General features: G+C 72.8%; 15 protein-coding genes. 7 read left to right on the top strand and 8 right to left on the bottom strand.

Annotation, left to right across the window (positions count from 1 at the left end; genetic code table 11):
- Positions 1-81 precede the first annotated feature (81 nt).
- Positions 82-3,060: a BTAD domain-containing putative transcriptional regulator gene (locus ACWCO8_RS24510; RefSeq protein WP_451034050.1), complete on the top strand. Its 2,979-nt coding sequence runs from the start codon at positions 82-84 to the stop codon at positions 3,058-3,060.
- Between the two features lie 217 nt (positions 3,061-3,277).
- Positions 3,278-3,490, top strand: coding sequence for a hypothetical protein (locus ACWCO8_RS24505; RefSeq protein ID WP_362013016.1), 213 nt, complete (start codon positions 3,278-3,280; stop codon positions 3,488-3,490).
- A gap of 212 nt (positions 3,491-3,702) precedes the next feature.
- On the opposite strand, the gene ACWCO8_RS24500 is transcribed toward ACWCO8_RS24505, so the two are convergent.
- Entirely contained in the window at positions 3,703-4,410 is a 708-nt protein-coding gene (locus ACWCO8_RS24500; protein ID WP_451034049.1) for an LppU/SCO3897 family protein, read from the bottom strand.
- A 241-nt stretch (positions 4,411-4,651) separates the two neighbouring features.
- Positions 4,652-6,193 (bottom strand): FadD3 family acyl-CoA ligase, encoded by a 1,542-nt coding sequence (locus ACWCO8_RS24495; RefSeq protein ID WP_451034048.1) that lies wholly within the window; start codon positions 6,191-6,193, stop codon positions 4,652-4,654.
- Positions 6,194-6,286: 93 nt separating this feature from the next.
- Between ACWCO8_RS24495 and ACWCO8_RS24490 the strand changes: the two genes are divergently transcribed.
- Genes ACWCO8_RS24490 through ACWCO8_RS24480 form a run of 3 tightly spaced genes read left to right on the top strand, consistent with a single transcriptional unit; the run spans position 6,287 to position 8,643 of the window.
- Positions 6,287-7,429: a lipid-transfer protein gene (locus ACWCO8_RS24490; RefSeq protein WP_451034047.1), complete on the top strand. Its 1,143-nt coding sequence runs from the start codon at positions 6,287-6,289 to the stop codon at positions 7,427-7,429.
- A gap of 15 nt (positions 7,430-7,444) precedes the next feature.
- Positions 7,445-7,870, top strand: a complete 426-nt coding sequence (locus ACWCO8_RS24485; RefSeq protein ID WP_451034046.1) for a Zn-ribbon domain-containing OB-fold protein — start codon at positions 7,445-7,447, stop codon at positions 7,868-7,870.
- Complete coding sequence (locus tag ACWCO8_RS24480) at positions 7,867-8,643, top strand: enoyl-CoA hydratase/isomerase family protein (RefSeq protein ID WP_451034045.1); 777 nt, start codon at positions 7,867-7,869, stop codon at positions 8,641-8,643. The genes ACWCO8_RS24485 and ACWCO8_RS24480 overlap by 4 nt, the downstream gene beginning before the upstream one ends.
- Before the next feature lie 20 nt (positions 8,644-8,663).
- On the opposite strand, the gene ACWCO8_RS24475 is transcribed toward ACWCO8_RS24480, so the two are convergent.
- Positions 8,664-9,161 carry a hypothetical protein gene (locus ACWCO8_RS24475; RefSeq protein WP_451034044.1) on the bottom strand — a complete coding sequence of 166 codons (498 nt, stop codon included), beginning with the start codon at positions 9,159-9,161 and terminating at the stop codon, positions 8,664-8,666.
- Between the two features lie 79 nt (positions 9,162-9,240).
- Positions 9,241-9,807, bottom strand: a complete 567-nt coding sequence (locus ACWCO8_RS24470; protein WP_451034043.1) for a hypothetical protein — start codon at positions 9,805-9,807, stop codon at positions 9,241-9,243.
- Between the two features lie 120 nt (positions 9,808-9,927).
- Between ACWCO8_RS24470 and ACWCO8_RS24465 the strand changes: the two genes are divergently transcribed.
- Positions 9,928-10,605, top strand: coding sequence for a hypothetical protein (locus ACWCO8_RS24465; RefSeq protein WP_451034042.1), 678 nt, complete (start codon positions 9,928-9,930; stop codon positions 10,603-10,605).
- 30 nt (positions 10,606-10,635) lie between these two features.
- Here ACWCO8_RS24465 and ACWCO8_RS24460 read toward each other — a convergent pair whose 3' ends face one another.
- Both ACWCO8_RS24460 and ACWCO8_RS24455 read right to left on the bottom strand, forming a co-directional pair.
- Positions 10,636-13,008 (bottom strand): outer membrane protein assembly factor BamB family protein, encoded by a 2,373-nt coding sequence (locus tag ACWCO8_RS24460; RefSeq protein WP_451034041.1) that lies wholly within the window; start codon positions 13,006-13,008, stop codon positions 10,636-10,638.
- A 103-nt stretch (positions 13,009-13,111) separates the two neighbouring features.
- On the bottom strand, positions 13,112-13,969 hold the full coding sequence (locus ACWCO8_RS24455) for a VOC family protein (RefSeq protein WP_451034040.1): 858 nt from the start codon (positions 13,967-13,969) through the stop codon (positions 13,112-13,114).
- Positions 13,970-14,264: 295 nt separating this feature from the next.
- Here ACWCO8_RS24455 and ACWCO8_RS24450 point away from each other — a divergent pair, with 295 nt between their 5' ends.
- Positions 14,265-14,912 carry a TetR family transcriptional regulator gene (locus ACWCO8_RS24450; protein ID WP_362013000.1) on the top strand — a complete coding sequence of 216 codons (648 nt, stop codon included), beginning with the start codon at positions 14,265-14,267 and terminating at the stop codon, positions 14,910-14,912.
- Between the two features lie 139 nt (positions 14,913-15,051).
- On the opposite strand, the gene ACWCO8_RS24445 is transcribed toward ACWCO8_RS24450, so the two are convergent.
- The gene (locus ACWCO8_RS24445; RefSeq protein WP_362012999.1) at positions 15,052-15,525 is read right to left on the bottom strand and encodes a nitroreductase family deazaflavin-dependent oxidoreductase; all 474 of its coding nucleotides are present in this window, start codon (positions 15,523-15,525) and stop codon (positions 15,052-15,054) included.
- Complete coding sequence (locus tag ACWCO8_RS24440; RefSeq protein WP_451034039.1) at positions 15,525-16,694, bottom strand: acyl-CoA dehydrogenase family protein; 1,170 nt, start codon at positions 16,692-16,694, stop codon at positions 15,525-15,527. The genes ACWCO8_RS24445 and ACWCO8_RS24440 overlap by 1 nt, the downstream gene beginning before the upstream one ends.
- Positions 16,695-16,734 lie beyond the last annotated feature (40 nt).

The raw sequence follows: 16,734 nt of genomic DNA, 5'->3' as shown, positions 1-16,734 counted from the left end.
ACAGTCACCCGATGCTGACGCGCCCCCTCCGGACAAGGCAGACTGTCTTGGGCGAAACCAGCGGTACGGGCAGGGGGAGCTATGGACCGTGCGAACGGCCCGCGAGTTCCGGAGCAGCGCGCTCCGTCGACAGGTCCCGGCGTCGTCGGTCACGACGATGTCGGTCAGGACCTGCGCTTCGGTGTGCTCGGCCCGGTGCGTGCCTGGCGGGACGGCGAGGCCCTGCCCTCCGGCTCGCCCCAGCAGCGCGCCCTGCTCGCCGCGCTCCTGCTGCGCGACGGGCGGACGGCCACGGCCGGCGAGCTGATCGACGGCATCTGGGGCGACGAACCGCCCTCGCAGGCCCTGGCGGCGGTACGGACGTACGCCTCGCGGCTGCGCAAGATCCTCAACCCCGGGGTGCTGACCTCCGAGTCGGGCGGCTACGCCATCCGCACCGCCCACTCCGGGGCCCTCGACCTGAACGTCGCGCAGGACCTGGCCGCCGAGGCGGAGAAGCTGCGCGTGGCCGGTGACCGCGCCGCGGCCCGGTCACGGCTGAACAAGGCCCTCGGACTCTGGGACGGCGAGGCGCTGGCGTCCGTACCGGGGCCGTACGCCGAGACGCAGCGGACCCGCCTGGAGGAGTGGCGGCTCCAGCTCCTGGAGACCCGGCTCGACCTGGACCTGGAGGCGGGCGCGCACGCGGAGGCCGTCTCCGAGCTGACCGCGCTCACGGCGGCGCACCCGCTGCGGGAGCGGCTGCGCGAGCTCCTCATGCTGGCGCTCTACCGCAGCGGCCGGCAGGCCGAGGCGCTCGCCGTGTACGCGGACACCCGCCGGCTCCTCGCCGACGAGCTGGGCGTCGACCCGAACCCGGAGCTCTCCCGCCTCCAGCAGCGGATCCTGCGCGCGGACGCCGAACTGGCCCGCCCGGTCGAGGAGTCCGCTCCCGCGCCGACCGTGGCCCGCCCCGCGCAACTCCCGGCGACCGTCCCCGACTTCACCGGCCGCGCCTCCTTCGTACGGGAGCTGGGCGACCAACTGGCGACCGCCGAAGGGTCCGTGATGGCCGTCTCGGCGCTCGCGGGCATCGGCGGCGTCGGCAAGACGACGCTCGCGGTGCACGTGGCGCACGAGGCCCGCCCGCACTTCCCCGACGGCCAGCTGTACGTGGACCTCCAGGGCGCGGGCTCCCGCTGGGCGGCGCCCGAGACGGTCCTGGGCGCGTTCCTGCGGGCCCTCGGGACGCCGGACTCGGCGATCCCCGACTCGCTGGAGGAGCGGGCGGCGCTGTACCGCTCCACGCTCGACGGCCGCCGGGTCCTGGTGCTGCTCGACAACGCCCGGGACGCGGCCCAGGTCCGCCCGCTGCTTCCGGGCACGGCGGGCTGCGCGGCCCTGGTGACCAGCCGGATCCGGATGGTGGACCTGGCGGGGGCGCACCTGGTGGACCTGGACGTGATGTCCCCGGAGGAGGCGCTGCAGCTCTTCACCCGGATCGTCGGCGAGGAGCGCGTCTCGACGGAGCGCGAGGCGGCCCTGGACGTGGTCGCCGCCTGCGGCTTCCTCCCGCTGGCGATCCGTATCGCCGCCTCACGCCTGGCGGCGCGCCGCACGTGGACGGTGGCGGTCCTGGCGGCCAAGCTCGCCGACGAGCGGCGCCGCCTGGACGAGCTCCAGGCGGGCGACCTCGCGGTGAAGGCCACCTTCGAGCTCGGCTACGGCCAGCTGGAGCCGGCCCAGGCCCGCGCCTTCCGCCTCCTGGGCCTCGCGGACGGCCCGGACATCTCCCTGGCGGCGGCCGCGGCCGTCCTCGACCTGGAGCTGCACACCACGGAGGACCTCCTGGAGGCCCTGGTCGACACCTCCCTCCTGGAGTCCGCCGCACCCGGCCGGTACCGCTACCACGACCTCGTACGCCTCTACGCGCGTGCATGCGCGGAGCGGGACGAAGAGCCGCCGACGGAGCGCGAGAAGGCCCTGTCGCGCCTCCTCGACTTCTACCTGTCGACCGCTGCCCGGGTGTACGCGATCGAGCGCCCGGGGGACCGCCTGGTCGACCACCTGGAGCCGACGGAGTACGAGGGCCTGGTCTTCACGGACCGCCACGACGCCCAGGACTGGCTGTACCGCGAGGCGAACTGCCTGCTGGCGTGCGTCCGGCAGTCGGCGGGGACGGCGGGGACGCTGCGGCGGGCGGTGGACCTGCTGTGGGCGGGCATCGACCTGGGCGAGTCGGGCGCCAACTCCAAGCAGTACGAGTCCGCGGCGGCGGCCCTGCGCGACGCCGCGCGCCAGTTCAGCGACGAGTACGCCGAGGGCCGCGCGTACATGAGCCTCACCAACGTCCGTACGCACACCGGCCGTTTCGACGAGGCCGACCGCGACGCCGCGCACGCCGCCCGGCTCGCGACGAAGACCTCGGACGCCCTGACGCTGCCGTGGGCGGCCAACGCGCGCGGCATCATCGCCGTCTACCAGACGCGGCAGACCGACGGCGAGCGGTATCTGACCACGGCCATCGAGGGGTTCCGCGCGGACGGGAACAACCCCGGCGAGGCCAGCGCCCTGTGCAACCTCTCGCGGATCCACCTGGCGATGGGCCGGGTGGCCAGCGCGGTCTCCCTGGCCGAACAGGGCATCGCCATATACGACTCCATGGGGCACTCGCTCCGCGGGGCGAACGGCCGGTACGCGCTCGGCATGGCCCTGACCGAGAGCGGACGGCACACGGCGGGGGCGGAGGCCCTCCACGAGGCCCTCGCGGTCTTCCGGGACAGCCGCCAGCGGCTGTGGGAGGGCATGACGCTCTTCCGGCTCGCGGAGCTCGAACTGGCCGCCCGCCGGCACGCGCAGGCGGCGACCCTGGCGGAGCAGGCGCTCGTGGTGCTCAGCGGGATCGGTGGCGAGTGGCGGCGCGGAAACGTCCTCGCCGTGCTCGGCCAGGCGCTCGACCACATCGGGCAGAGCGGCCGCGCGCAGGCGTGCTGGCGCGAGGCGCTCACGATCCACGAGACCCTCGGGTCGCCGGAGGCGGCCGCCATCAGGGCGCTCCTCACCCCTTCGGCCGCCGCGTAGGAGTCCCGGACTGCGCGTTCATCGAACGTTTATCGCCGAACGGCATGCTCTGACTCATCGATCCGTCGCGTCGGGGGGCAGACGGGTCGCTGGTAAGGCCGTCGCTCCGACGCACTAGGGTGAGCGGCCCTGAGAGGCCCGTCCGGCAGTCCGCGGGGGAGCGGCCGGACGGGCCTGCCGATCCGACTCCACCGCTCAGAACAACGGAGGACCCATCATGACCGAGCCGAAGAAGACCGAGCCCGTCCTGAAGCCCCAGGACCAGCACGCCACCGGCACGGAGGAGGCTGCGATCACGAGCATGGACCAGCACGCCACCGGGGGCGGCGCCGACAAGGTCACCACGCTCGACCAGCACGCCACCGGCGGCGGCATCACCACCCTGGACCAGCACGCCACCTCCGAGCCGTTCAAGCCCAAGCAGGTCTGAGCCTTCTCTCGGGAAGCGACCGCGGCGGCGCCATCGGGGGAGCCGCCGGGGTCCCCACTGTCCGGAAGCCAGGAACGCAGGAGCTCGGGGGACGTCCACCGGAGCCGGGGGGACCTCGGCGGACTGAGCACCGCGCACCGCGACCGGACACGCAAGACGGAGGGGCCGGGCAATCGCCCGGCCCCTCCGGCGTGTTCCCGCCCAGATCGCGGTCAGTTGCGCGCGTACGAGCCGAGGCCCACCAGGCAGTAGACGTACTCGTTGATCGTCGCGCCGTTGATCGTGTAGCGGTGGGAGAAGGCGTACTCGGTCTTCGGGTTGCTGTTGCAGCGGTTCAGGTCCGAGGTCAGCGGGAACGTCTGGATCACCTTGTAGTGCGCGTCCTTCGCCGAACACGCGACCTCCTCGACGCCCGAGACGCTCTGCGCGGTCTCGGAGTTCGGGAGCTCGCCGTTGAGGCAGGTGCCCTTCGTGTACGGGTCCGGGGCCGGCTCGGTCGTCTGGGTGGGGTCAGGGGTCGGCGCGGTCGTCGAGTCGAGCGGGTTCTCGGACGAGAAGCTCGGCGAGGGCGCGGTCGTCGAGCCGCTGCCGCCCGCGTTGTCCGTGCTGTCGCTGTCGCTGTTCGAGAAGATCAGGAACGCGATCACGCCGACCACGACGAGCGGCGCCAGGCAGCCGAGGATCCCGGACTTGCGCGGCGGCGCCGCCTGCGCGCTGCCGGCGAAGAGGTTGACCCGGATGCGCAGAAGGACGACCGAGCCGTCGGCGGCCTGCGCCGGGACCAGGTCGCCGTCGCGGCACGGCGGGATGGAGACGTTCGTGGGGCCGGTCGGCAGCTGGACGGTGATGATCACGCCAGTGGCGGCCTGCTGCGGGGAGAGCGTGAGAGGGAACTCGGGCGACGACACCTGCTGCTCCAAGGGGTGAAGGCTGTGAAGCCGTGTGACGCTGGGGACGGGGATGCGGTGCTCAGGGCAGTGCTCGTGCGGGCGGTGCTCAGGGCGGTGCTCCTGCGGGGCGTACGCGTCGTACTCGCTGGGCCCCGTGCGTGCGGTGCTCGGTGCGGCGCGTGCTCGCGTACTGGTCGTACTCGTTCGGCCGGCGCTTGGCCCGTATGACGTGTACCCGACCGGTGTTGGTTGCAGCGTCCCCCACCCCTCCCTAGCGCCCCCGCAGCACCCCCTTCACCACCTTCCCGCTCGCGTTCCTCGGCAGCTCCCCCACGAACTCCACCGCCCTCGGGACCTTGTAGTTCGCCATCTCCCGCCGCGCCCACGCGATCAGGTCGTCCGCCGTCACCGTCGCCCCCGCCCGCCGGACCGCGAAGGCCTTGCCGACCTCGCCGAGCCGGGCGTCGGGGACGCCGATGACCGCGACGTCGGCGATGTCCGGGTGCAGGCCCAGGAGTTGCTCGATCTCCGCCGGGTAGGCGTTGAAGCCGCCCACGATGAACATGTCCTTGATCCGGTCCGTGATCCGCAGGTTGCCCGCCTCGTCCAGGACGCCCACGTCGCCCGTGTGCAGCCAGCCGTCCGCGTCGATCGCGCGGGCCGTCTCCGCCTCGTCCTCGAAGTAGCCGCTCATCACGTTGTGCCCGCGCACCAGCACCTCGCCCGCCGGCGAGAGCCGGACCTCCGTGTCCGGGATCGGCCGGCCCGAGGTCGTCGCGACGACCTCGGGCGCGTCCCCCCGGCGGCACATCGTCACGATCCCGCTCGCCTCGGACAGTCCGTACGCCGTCAGGACCGTCCCCACCCCCAGCTCGCCCCGCAGCCGCTCCACCAGCCGCAGCGGCACGACCGCCGCGCCCGTCACCACCAGGCGGAGGGCCGAGAGATCGTGGGACGTACGGGACGGGTGGTCCAGGATCGACTGGTGCAGCGTCGGCGGGCCCGGCAGCACCGAGATCCGCTCCGCCGCGATGTTGGCGAGAACCGTGTCCACATTGAAGACCGGCTGCGGGATCATCACCGCGCCCCGCATCAGGCACGCGATGATCCCGGCCTTGTAGCCGAAGGTGTGGAAGAACGGGTTCACGATCAGATAGCGGTCACCCTCGCGCAGGCCCGCGAGCTCCGACCAGATCGCGTAGCAGCGCAGGGTCTGGGCGTGCGTGATCACCGCGCCCTTCGGCGCGCCCGTCGTCCCCGAGGTGTAGATGATGTCCGAGGGGGCCGAGGAGTCGAGGGAGTCCGCCCGCGCCCGGACCTCCGCCCCGCTCACCCCGTCGCCCTCCGCCAGGAAGGACTTCCACGTCACGTAGTCGTCCGGGGCGGTCTCGCCGAGCACCACCACCCGCTCCAGGTCCGGGAGTTCGACCTCCGCGCGGCGCAGGGACGCGACGTACGAGGTGCCCAGGAACGTACCGGTGATGAAGAGCAGCTTCGCCCGGGACCGCGAGAGGACGTACGCCGCCTCCGTGCCCTTGAAGCGGGTGTTGAGCGGGACGAGCACCGCGCCCGCCGTGACCGCGCCGAGCGCCGAGACGATCCAGTCCAGGGTGTTCGGCGCCCAGATCGCGACCCGGTCGCCCCGCTCCACCCCCGCCGCCATGCAGGCCGCCGCCGCCCGTTCGACCCGCGCGCCCAACTCCTCGTACGAGACGCGGTGGCGGCCCTCGACGACCGCCTCCGCCGTCCCGTACCGTTCGGCCGCCGCGCGCACCAGGCCCGCTATGGAGCCCCACTCCAGGTCACCGCGCATAACCGCCCCTCCCGCCGCACCCGTAGCTGACTATCCGTCAGATTAGCTGTAGCCTGACGCGCTGTCAGCAGTGAGGACGATCGAGGGGGTCGTGTGCTCAAGGACCGCACAGCCATCGTCGGCATCGGACAGACACCGTTCGCCAAACAGCTCCCGGAGTCGGAGAAGACCCTCGCCTGCCGGGCGATCCTCGCCGCTCTCGACGACGCCGGGATCGCCCCCTCCGAGGTCGACGGCTTCGCCTCGTACACGATGGAGGAGACCGACGAGGTCGAGGTCGCCAAGGCCATCGGCGCCGGGGACGTCACCTTCTTCTCCAAGATCGGGTACGGCGGAGGCGGCTCCTGCGCGACCGTGGGCCACCTCGCCGCCGCCGTCGCCACCGGGCAGGCCAGCGTCGGCGTCGCCTGGCGCTCGCGCAAGCGCGGCAGCGGGCCCCGGCCCTGGAAGAACACCGCCGTCCAACTGCCCACCCCCGGCCAGTGGACCCGCCCCTTCGGGCTGCTGCGCCCCACCGACGAGATCGGCATGCTCGCCCGCCGCTACATGCACGAGTACGGCGCGACCCGCGACCACCTCTTCAACGTCGCCCTCGCCTGCCGCAACCGCGCCAACCAGAACCCGGCCGCGATCATGTACGAACGCCCGCTGACCCGCGAGATGTACATGACCGCCCGCTGGATCAGCGATCCCCTCTGCCTCTTCGACAACTGCCTGGAGACCGACGGGGCGTTGGCCTGCGTGATCGTCAGCGCCGAGCGGGCCCGCGACTGCCGGCAGAAGCCCGTGTACGTCCACTCCGCCGCCCAGGGCCTGCCCGCCCAGCACCACGGCATGGTCAACTACTGGAACGACGACCCGCTCACCGGACCCGCCTGGACCGCCGCCCGACACCTCTGGAAGCAGGCCGACTTCGGCCCCCAGGACGTCGACGTCGCCCAGATCTACGACGCGTTCACCCCGCTCATCCCGCTCTCCCTGGAGGGCTACGGCTTCTGCGAGCGCGGCGAGGGCGCCGCGTTCACCGAGGGCGGCGCCCTGGAGATCGGCGGCCGGCTGCCCATCAACACCGGCGGCGGCGGCCTCTCCGAGGCGTACGTCCACGGCTTCAACCTCATCAACGAGGGCGTGAAGCAGCTCCGGGGCAGCTCCACCGCCCAGGTCCCCGACGCCTCGACCTGCCTGGTCACCGCCGGCGAGGGCGTCCCCACATCGGCCATCCTGCTGCGAGCCTGAGGAGTTGAATCCACCATGCTGACGCCTGTCGTGGACGAGGACGGGGCGCCGTTCTGGGAGTACGCCGCCCGTGGCGAGCTGCGGATCCAGGGCTGCGCCGACTGCGGCGAACTGCGCTTCCCGCCCCGGCCCTGCTGCCCGCACTGCCAGTCCTTCGCCGCCGAGTGGCGGCTGATGTCCGGGCGCGGCCGCATCTGGTCGTACGTCCTGCCCCACCCGCCACTGCTGCCCGACTACGCTTCCCAGGCCCCGTACAACGCCGTCGTCGTCGAACTCGTCGAGGCGCCCCGCATCCGGCTCGTCGGCAACGTCGTCGCCACCCCGGACGCGGCCCTCGACTCCGTCGACCCGGCACGGCTGCGGATCGGGGCGAGCGTGAAGGTCGCGTTCACCGAGATCGACGGCATGGCCGTGCCGCGCTGGCTCCTGGAGCGCGGATGACCGTCACCGTCGAGCGGGACAAGGAGACCGGCGTCGCGGTCGTCACCCTCGACCGGGCCGACAAGCACAACGCCCTCACCCTGGACATGGCGCGCCGACTGGGCGAGATCTGGCGGGAGTTCCGCTACGACGACACCGTACGCGCGGCCGTCGTCACCGGCGCCGGACAGCGGGCCTTCTGCACCGGCATCGACCGGGCGGCCGCCACGGGCGTCCCGCAGCCCTCGTCCCCGTACACGATCGACGATCCGCTGATCGCGATCGGCCCCAAGGCCAACGACCTGTGGAAACCGGTCGTCGCCGCCGTGGAGGGCATGGCCTGCGGCGGCGCGTTCTACCTGCTCGGCGAGGCCGAGTTCCTCGTCGCCGGCGAGGGCGCCACCTTCTTCGACCCGCACACCACCTACGGGATGGTCAGCGCCTTCGAGACCATCCACATGGCCCAGAAGATGCCGTACGGGGAGATCGCCCGGATGGCGCTCATGGGCAGCGCCGAACGGATCTCGGCCCGCCGCGCGTACGAGACGGGCCTCGTCTCCGAGCTGACGGAGGACGGCGGCGCACTGGCCGCCGCCCGCCGCGCCGCCGCCGTCGTCGCGTCCCACCCGACCGAGGCGGTGCAGGGCACGGTCCGGGCGCTCTGGTCGGCCAAGGAGGCCGCCCGCGCCCAGGCACTCGCCCACGCACCGCACCTGGTCACGCTGGGGAACCTGCCGCCGGAGCGGCAGTCGGAGCTGTTCGTCCGGAGGGACGGCGGCTTCCGCCTGCGCTAGGAAGCGTCCGGCGGATCAGGTCAGCCGATGATGCGGTCGGCGTCGACGACCACGCACTCGGTGTACTCGGAGCCGTTGCCGGTGCCGGTGTACGGAGTCGTCGCCTCCGCCGACTTCGAGCCACCGGCCTCGACGCGCACGTCGTCGGCCTTCGCCATCGCGACGGGGGCGCTCGGGTCGCCCTTGAACTGCAGGGAGACGTCGTAGAGGTACGCCGAGGAGTCGCTGTTGGTGATCGTCACCTTGGCGACCAGGTTCTTGCCGTCCTGGCTGACCTTGCACTCGTCGATGCGGACGTCGCGCTTGGCCTTGTCCCTCGACGAGCCGCCGACGCCGCCGGTGGTCACGCCACCGCTGGTGGAGCTGGAGCCGCTGTCGGAACCGCCGCTGCTCGAGCTGTTGCTGCTGGAGCTGCTGCTACCGCCGCCGCAGCTGCCGCCGTGGGAGCCGCGGGCGCCGGTGAGCGCGACCAGGGCGATACCGAAGACGGCGATGGCACGGACATGACGAAGCTTCACGCTTCAACCCCCGTTGAGTGTGCGCAGGACGCGAATGTGCGAATGGATACGGGCCCGTTCTTGACGAGCGCACGTCACCCTACTGGATCCGGACACCTGCGATCGCACACTTCTTGACCCGGTCGACCGTCTTCGGCGACCCCATCGAGACCTCGAAGGTCTTCGTCTCCCCCGGCTCGACCGTCACCAGCTTCGACGCGTCGTCGACGTCCACTCCGCCGGTGCCCTCGAAGTCGACCTCGACCTTGAACGTCTCCGTGAACGCCTCGCGCGAGGTGATCTTCAGGGTCGCCGTCGTGTCCGCCTTACGGGCCGGCTTGCCCTTCCGCTTCTTCTGCGCGGGCTTCACACAGTCGACGACCACCACGTCCACCGTGGAGCTCGGGGAGGAGGTGACGCTCGGCGTGGGGGCGGTCGTGTAGTCGCTGCCGCCGCTCGAACTTCCGAGGTCGTTGTTGTCGTCGTAGTCGTAGTCGTTGTTCTTCTTCTTGGAGCTGGAGCAGCCCCCTCCGGAGCTCTTGCCCTTGCTCTTGCCCCCGCTGCTGCCGCCGCTCTTGCTCGTCTGGAACCCCGTCAGCGCGAGCACCACCACTGTGAGCGTCGCCGCGAGCCTGAGCCCCCTGCGACGCGCCTTCCCCGTTGCCATTCCGCTCCTCCTGTCGTGTCCGCGCCACCCTAGTGGGTGTCTCACCGGCGCCGCGTGGCGTGCCCCCCGTACCCGGCGTAGCGTCAAGACCGAGAGCCGGACCGGTAAGGAGGCCGATCGATGGTCCGCAACGTCATCGGCTCGGTCCTGGCCCTCGCCGGAGCGACGGCCGCCGTCTGGAGCCCCTTCCGTGCCTGGTACGACGGCCGTCACGGCAGCGACTACCGCATCGAGGACCTTTTCGGCGGCATCACCGACGCCAAGGCCGAGGTGATCGGCTCGATCCTGCTCCCGTTCGCCTTCGCGGCCCTCGTCACCCTGCTCGGCGTGGTGCTGCGCTCCCGGCTGCTCGTGGCCTTCGCAGGCCTCGTCGTCCTCGGCTTCACCATCCTGTGGATGGTCCGCGTCGGGCAGGCCGAGGGCAGCCTGACGGTCGGCGGCGACGGTACGGGACTCGGCGACGGCCTCGCGTACGCCTTCGGAGGCGGGCTCCTGCTGCTCCTCGGCGCCCTCGTCATGTCGGGCCGCACCCGCGCCCACACCGTGCCCCTCGAACCGGAGCCGACGTACCCGATGCGCCCCATGTACCCCACGCTGGACGGCAGCGGGGCGCCGGGCGGCGGCGAACCGACCCGGACGATGGACGTCCCGACCTGGGACCCGGACCGGACGCAGGAGCAGGACTGGCCCCCGCCACAGCCGCCCGACCGGGACCGGACCCAGGTCCAGGACTGGCACCAGGGGCAGGACTGGAACCAGGGCCAGGCCCCGGACCCGGGCCGGAACGACCGCGCCTAGGCCCTCGCGTCAGCGCTCACGCCCCCGGACTCACGCCCTCGGCGCCGCGCCCCGTCCCGTCGCCGTGCCCTTCACCGCGTCCAGCGCGTACACGCACCGGTCCTTGCTGCACGCGTACACGACCCCGGCCCGCGCCACCGGCGAGCCGGTGATCTCGCCGCCGGTCGCCAGCTTCCAGCGCAGCTGGCCGCCCGCCGCGTCGAGCGTGTACAGGACGTGGTCCGCCGAACCGAAGTGCACCCGGCCGTCGGCCACCACCGGCGTACCGATCAGCTCGCCGCCCGCCGCGAACCGCCACTTCGGCGTGCCCGTGACCGCGTCGAGCGTGTACAGCGCGCTGCCGCTGCCGACGTGCACGTTCCCGTTGACGACGAGCACCGGCTCGCCCGACTGGCGGGACTCGGTCGCGATCCGCCACCGGTCCTGGCCGGTGGTGGCATCCAGCGCGTACACCGTGCCGAGGTAGTCGGCGAGGTAGACCCCGCCGCCTGTGACGGCGGGCCCGGGGGCGAAGGCGGGCGGGGAGAGGAAGACCGCGGGCGCCTCGAAGTGCCAGCGGACGTGCCCGCCCGCGATGTCGATCGACAGCACGCGCGTGCCGGCCGCGACGTACACGCAGCCGTCCTCCGCCGGAGCCACCCGCACCGGCACGTTGCCGCAGGAGACGGCGTCGCCGACCGGGTACGACCAGCGCTCCGCACCCGTACGGGCGTCGAGCGCCTGAAGCCGGGCGTCCCGCCACACGTACACGGTGTCGCCGTGCACGGCGGGCCCCGCCTCCGGGGTCTCGAAGTCGGTCTGCGCGCCGGTGATCTCCCACAGCTTGGCGCCGTTGGAGGCCTCCCAGCCCTGGACCCCGCCACCGCGCGTGCCGGTGACGACCGTGCCCCGGTCGACCTTGAGCGAGTACACCCAGGCGTCGGTCTGGAGCCGCCAGCGCTCGCTGCCGTCGGTGGCGTCGAGGGCGTAGAGCGTGGGCCCGTCGGAGGCGTGGATACGGCCCTGGGCCACGGCCATCGACCAGGCGACGTCCCGCGTCTTGAACTGGCGGCGGCCGCTGGCCACGTCGAGGGCGTGCACCTCGAAGGAGGTGACGTAGAGCAGGTCGCCGGCGACGACCGGGGTGCCCCAGACGTCGTTGGACATGCGGAAGCGCCAGGGCCGCCAGTGCGCGGGCTCGGGCTCCTGCGTCGGCGGGGGTACGGGCAGCCGGGTGTCGGGCTGGGGGCTCGGCTCGTGGGGGTACGTGCCGCCGGGCGGGCGGACCCAGCCGGTGGCGGTGCTCGCGTCGACGACCGGGCCGAGCGCGGCGCGGGTGTCGGCGACCCGGAGGCCGGGGCCGATCTGGACGCCGGCGCCCGCGAGGCGTACGGGACCGCCGACCTCGGCGGGAGCCCCCGCGTGCCGGCCGCCGCCCTGGCCACCGCGCCCGTCGCCGCTCCACTCCGGCGGCTGCCGGGGCGGGCGGGGCGGGGTGGGCGGGCTGACCGGGGGCGGCGGGACGGTGGTCCGGCCGCCGCGGCGCCGCTCGATCATCTCGACGGCGGAGCGCGGCAGCCAGGCCGAGGCCGTACCGCTGTCGTCGCTGCCGGGTCCGAACAGATGGGGCGCGAGCTGGGCCTGCAGATCGGCCGGGGTGGGACGCCGCGAGACGTCCATCTGCATACAGGAGTCGATGAGCGGCCGCAGCTCGTCCGGCAGCCCCTCCAGGTCCGGCCCCTCCCTGAGCAGCATGAACACCGTCTCGACGGGGTTGGCCCCGTGGTACGGAGCGTGCCCGGTGGCGGCGAAGACGAGCATTGATCCGAGCGAGAAGACATCGCTCGCGCCGGTGACGCTGCGCGAGTCGCGGGCCTGCTCGGGCGACATGTACGCGGGCGTGCCGACGGCGACGTTGGTCATGGTCAGCCGGGTGTTGGAGACCCCGGAGGCGATACCGAAGTCGATCACCCGGGGGCCGTCCTCGACGACGAGGACGTTCGACGGCTTCAGGTCGCGGTGGACCAGGCCGGCGCCGTGGATGGACTGCAGGGCCTCGGCGACCCCGGCGGCCAGCCAGCGGACGGCCTGGGCCGGCAGCGGCCCGCACTCGTTCACTATCTCTTCGAGGGAGGGCGCGGGAACGTACGCGGTGGCCAGCCACGGCACGGCGGCCCGCGGGTCGGCGTCGACGACGGCGGCCGTGTAGAAACCGGAGACGGCCCGGGCGGCCTCGACCTCACGGGTGAAACGGACACGGAACAGCTGGTCCTCGGCGAGCTCGGTCCGCACGGTCTTGATCGCCACGCGCCGCCCGGAGGCCGAGCGCGCGAGATAGACAAGCCCCATGCCACCTGCACCGAGCCGGCCCAGCACCTCGAAGGGCCCGATCCGTCTCGGGTCGTGCTGCGTCAGCTGCTCCACTTGCCTGCCACCTCCCCGTACGGGCCATGAGGGTACGGCCCCGTGGCCCTGATTCTTCCTGTCCGAGGCGACGGTTGCGAACCCGGGGGCGGATCGGGGTGTCTCAGTTCATTTCGCCGGAGGGGGCGGGGGGCTTTTCGGCGGGTTCGACCGGTTCGGAGGAGGCGTCCGGCACAGCGTCCTCGTCCTTCGGTTCGGCGAGGATCGCGAAGCGGGCGCCCTGGTTGTCGTGGAGGACGGCGATGCGGCCGTGGGGGGTGTCGAAAGGGGGGTTCGTGACGCGGCCGCCCTGGGCCACGGCGGTCGCGCAGGTCGCGTCGCAGTCGGCGACGGCGAAGTAGACGAGGACGTGGCCCGGCATCGCGGCCGGGAAGGCGTCGGTGAGGACGGCCCGGCCACCGAAGGACGTGTCGTCGCCGGCGCGCGAGCCGGGCGGGGACCAGACGCGGTAGTCGAAGTCGCTCTCCCTGCCCTCCTCGCCCGGTTCCACCTGGCGGCCGAGGTAGCCGAAGACGGAGGCGTAGAAGGTGTCGACCGCGTCGCGTTCCCTCGTATAGACCTCCATCCAGCAGAAGGAGCCGGGGAGCATCGTCTTCTCGAAGCCGTCGTCGTCGCCCGCCTGGCGCAGTCCGAAGACGGCTCCGCCGGGGTCGGCGGCGAGCGCAAGGACGCCGAAGGGGCCCACGGGGTACGGATCCATGATCATCCGGCCGCCGGCGGCCTTGATCCGGGCGGCGAGGGTGCCGGCGTTGGATGTGGCGAGGTAGACGGTCCAGGTGGTGGGCATCCGGCCGTCGCTCTTCGGCACGAGCCCGGCGACGCGCTTGCCGTCACTGAGGGCCTCGTCGCGGTCGGGGTCGAAGGTCCAGCCGAAGAGTTCGCGGTAGAACCGCTTCCCCGCCTCCAGGTCGGGGAGCTGTGCCTCCACCCAGCAGGGGGTGCCCTCTGTGAATACCGCCATGGCTCCACGCTAGGTCGCGGCACCCCTCCCCGCACGCCCCATAATCGAACATACCGCCATATAGGGAGGCGCCCGCCCTGGCCTCCACAGAGTTGTCCACCGAAGTTGTCCACAGGCTGTTAATAAGCCTATTCGAGTGGGCGCCACGAGGCCGGGCCCCGCCGGTGCCCCCGCCGCCCGCTCCCGCCGCCCGCTCCCGGGCCCCTGGGGCCACCCGGGTGCCGCCCCGGAGGGGGTGCACCCCATTTGCAGTCGGCCGAATCGCGCGCCGATCACCCCTCGGTAAGCTGACGGCATGACAGGACAAGTACGCACCGTCGACGGCCGCGTGGCCGGACGACGCGGTCAGGCGACGCGGCAGAAGCTGCTCGACTGCCTCAGCGAGATGCTCAGCTCCTCGCCGTACCGGGACGTCAAGGTCATCGACGTGGCCCGGAAGGCGGGCACTTCCCCCGCGACGTTCTACCAGTACTTCCCCGACGTCGAGGGTGCCGTCCTCGAGATCGCCGAGGAAATGGCCAAGGAGGGCGCCGCGTTGACCGAGCTGGTCTCCGGCCGCTCCTGGGTCGGCAAGGCCGGCTGGCAGACCTCCGAGGAACTGGTCGAGGGCTTCCTGGACTTCTGGCGCCGGCACGACGCGATCCTGCGGGTCGTGGACCTCGGCGCCGCCGAGGGCGACAAGCGGTTCTACAAGATCCGCATGAAGATCCTGAACTCCGTCACCAACTCCCTTACGGACGCGGTGAAGGACCTCCAGGCCAAGGGGAAGGTCGACAAGGACGTCAGCCCCGCGGCGATGGCGGGCTCCCTGGTGGCGATGCTGGCCTCGGTCGCCGGCCACCAGAAGGGGTTCCAGACCTGGGGCGTGAAGCAGGCCGAACTGAAGCCGAACCTGGCGCTGTTGGTGCATCTGGGGATCACGGGCAAGAAGCCGACCAAGTAGCTCCTGCCCCTGCCCCCGGACACACGCTCCACCCGCGCTTCGTCCGTCCTGTCGCGCCGGCGGCGGCCTCCTCACGAGACCGCCGCCGGCGTTCCCCTGTCCGGGGCCGATGCTGTCCGGGGCCGGTACGCCCCGCCCGTCACCGCCTCGTCAGCCGGAAGAGCCTGATCTCCCGCTCCACCCGCGCCTGGTACGTCGCGTACGGCGGCCAGAACCCGAGCGCGGCCCGCCAGGCCGCGGCCCGCTCCTCCCCCGCGAGCAGCTCCGCCCGCACCGGGATCGTCTCGCCGCGCCAACTCACCTCCACGTCGGGGTGTTTCAGCAGGTTCCCGGTCCACGCCGGGTGCCCGTCACGGCCGAAGTTGGAGCCGATCAGAAGCCAGGTCCCGGCCGGCTCGGGCATGCACGCGAGCGGCGTGACCCGCGGCTGCCCCGACTTGGCGCCCTTCGCCGTCAGGATCAGCCCCGGCAGCATCTGGGCGCTCAGCATCACCTTGCCGCGCGTCAGCCGGTGCACGGCCCGGTCCATCGCGGGGATGAAGTGCGGGGCGACCTTCGCGAACGTCCTCGTGGACGACACCTTCTGCATCAGACGTACGCCGACGGGGGGCATCAGGCCGCCACCTCTCCGAAGAGTCCTGTCACCTGGGCGGCCCGCTCGCGCAGCCGCCGCGCGGGCCCGAAGAGCAGCTCGTCCGCCGTCGCCCGCTTGAAGTACAGATGCGCCTCGTGCTCCCAGGTGAAGCCGATGCCGCCGTGCAGCTGGATCGTCTCGCCGGCCACCGTCCGCAGCGCCTCCAGGGCCGCGGCGAGGGCGAGCGCACCCGTTCCCGGTTCGCGGGCCGCGCCGTACGTCAGCGAGCGCGCCGCCTCCACCTGGACGTACAGGTCGGCGACCCGGTGCTTGACCGCCTGGAAGGAGCCGACGGGCCGCCCGAACTGTTCGCGGGAGCCGACGTACTCGACCGTGCGGTCCAGGGCCGCCTGCGCCGCGCCGACGGCCTCGGCCGCGAGCGCCACGGCCACCGCCCGCCCGGTCGCGGCGAGCGCCCCGAGCACGTCGACCGGCTCCTCGCCGAGCAACTCGGCGTCCACGTTTCGCAGTTGGATCGAGGCCTGGGAGCGGGTCACGTCCAGGGCGGGCTGCCGTGCGCGGACCAGTCCGGCGGCCTCCCCCCGTACGAGGAAGAGCAGGGTCCGGCTGCGCGCGAAGCCGCCGGCGTGGGCGGCGACCAGGAGCAGCCCGGCGCTGTGCCCGTCGAGGACCTGGGTCGCCTCCCCGTACAGCTGCCAGCCGCCGTCCGCGGCGGCCCGCGCCTGGACGCCGCCGGCCCGCCCGCCGCCCGCGACCCACGAGCCGTTGTCGCCGGTCAGGCCGAGGGCGAGGGCCAGCGAGCCACCGGGGACGGCGAGTGCGCAGGTCAGGGAGCCGTCGGCGATGCGCGGCAGCAGGTCGGCGCGCTGCGGCCCGGTGCCGAGGGCGTGGATCAGGGGCGCGGCGAGGAGGGCGGTGGCGAGGAGGGGGGACGGGGCGAGGGCCCGGCCGGTCTCCTCGCAGGCGAGGGCGAGTTCGGCGGGGCCGCAGCCGACCCCTCCGTACTCCTCGGGCAGGGCGAGCCCGGGCAGTCCGAGGGTGCCGGACATCCGGTTCCACAGGTCGGTGTCGTACCCCTCGGGGGTGGCGACGGCGGCGCGGACCTCGGCGGGCCCGGAGCGTTTGGCGAGCAGTTCGCGCAGGGTGCGGCGGATCTCGTCCTGCTCCGCGGTGAAGGCGGCGTCCATGGAGCTCCCCTCCGTATCTGACGGCCCGTCATGTTAGGGC

It is taken from the genome of Streptomyces sp. NPDC001927 (assembly GCF_053594455.1).
The sequence above is the reverse complement of the archived record's forward strand: the minus strand, read 5'-3'. Positions and strand labels throughout refer to the sequence as shown.

Coding starts and splice junctions, on each gene's coding strand:
- ACWCO8_RS24510 (WP_451034050.1), top strand. CDS start 82: ATGGACCGTGCGAACGGCCCGCGAGTTCCGGAGCAGCGCGCTCCGTCG.
- ACWCO8_RS24505 (WP_362013016.1), top strand. CDS start 3,278: ATGACCGAGCCGAAGAAGACCGAGCCCGTCCTGAAGCCCCAGGACCAG.
- ACWCO8_RS24495 (WP_451034048.1), bottom strand. CDS start 6,193: ATGCGCGGTGACCTGGAGTGGGGCTCCATAGCGGGCCTGGTGCGCGCG.
- ACWCO8_RS24485 (WP_451034046.1), top strand. CDS start 7,445: ATGCTGACGCCTGTCGTGGACGAGGACGGGGCGCCGTTCTGGGAGTAC.
- ACWCO8_RS24480 (WP_451034045.1), top strand. CDS start 7,867: ATGACCGTCACCGTCGAGCGGGACAAGGAGACCGGCGTCGCGGTCGTC.
- ACWCO8_RS24470 (WP_451034043.1), bottom strand. CDS start 9,807: ATGGCAACGGGGAAGGCGCGTCGCAGGGGGCTCAGGCTCGCGGCGACG.
- ACWCO8_RS24465 (WP_451034042.1), top strand. CDS start 9,928: ATGGTCCGCAACGTCATCGGCTCGGTCCTGGCCCTCGCCGGAGCGACG.
- ACWCO8_RS24455 (WP_451034040.1), bottom strand. CDS start 13,969: ATGGCGGTATTCACAGAGGGCACCCCCTGCTGGGTGGAGGCACAGCTC.
- ACWCO8_RS24450 (WP_362013000.1), top strand. CDS start 14,265: ATGACAGGACAAGTACGCACCGTCGACGGCCGCGTGGCCGGACGACGC.
- ACWCO8_RS24445 (WP_362012999.1), bottom strand. CDS start 15,525: ATGCCCCCCGTCGGCGTACGTCTGATGCAGAAGGTGTCGTCCACGAGG.
- ACWCO8_RS24440 (WP_451034039.1), bottom strand. CDS start 16,694: ATGGACGCCGCCTTCACCGCGGAGCAGGACGAGATCCGCCGCACCCTG.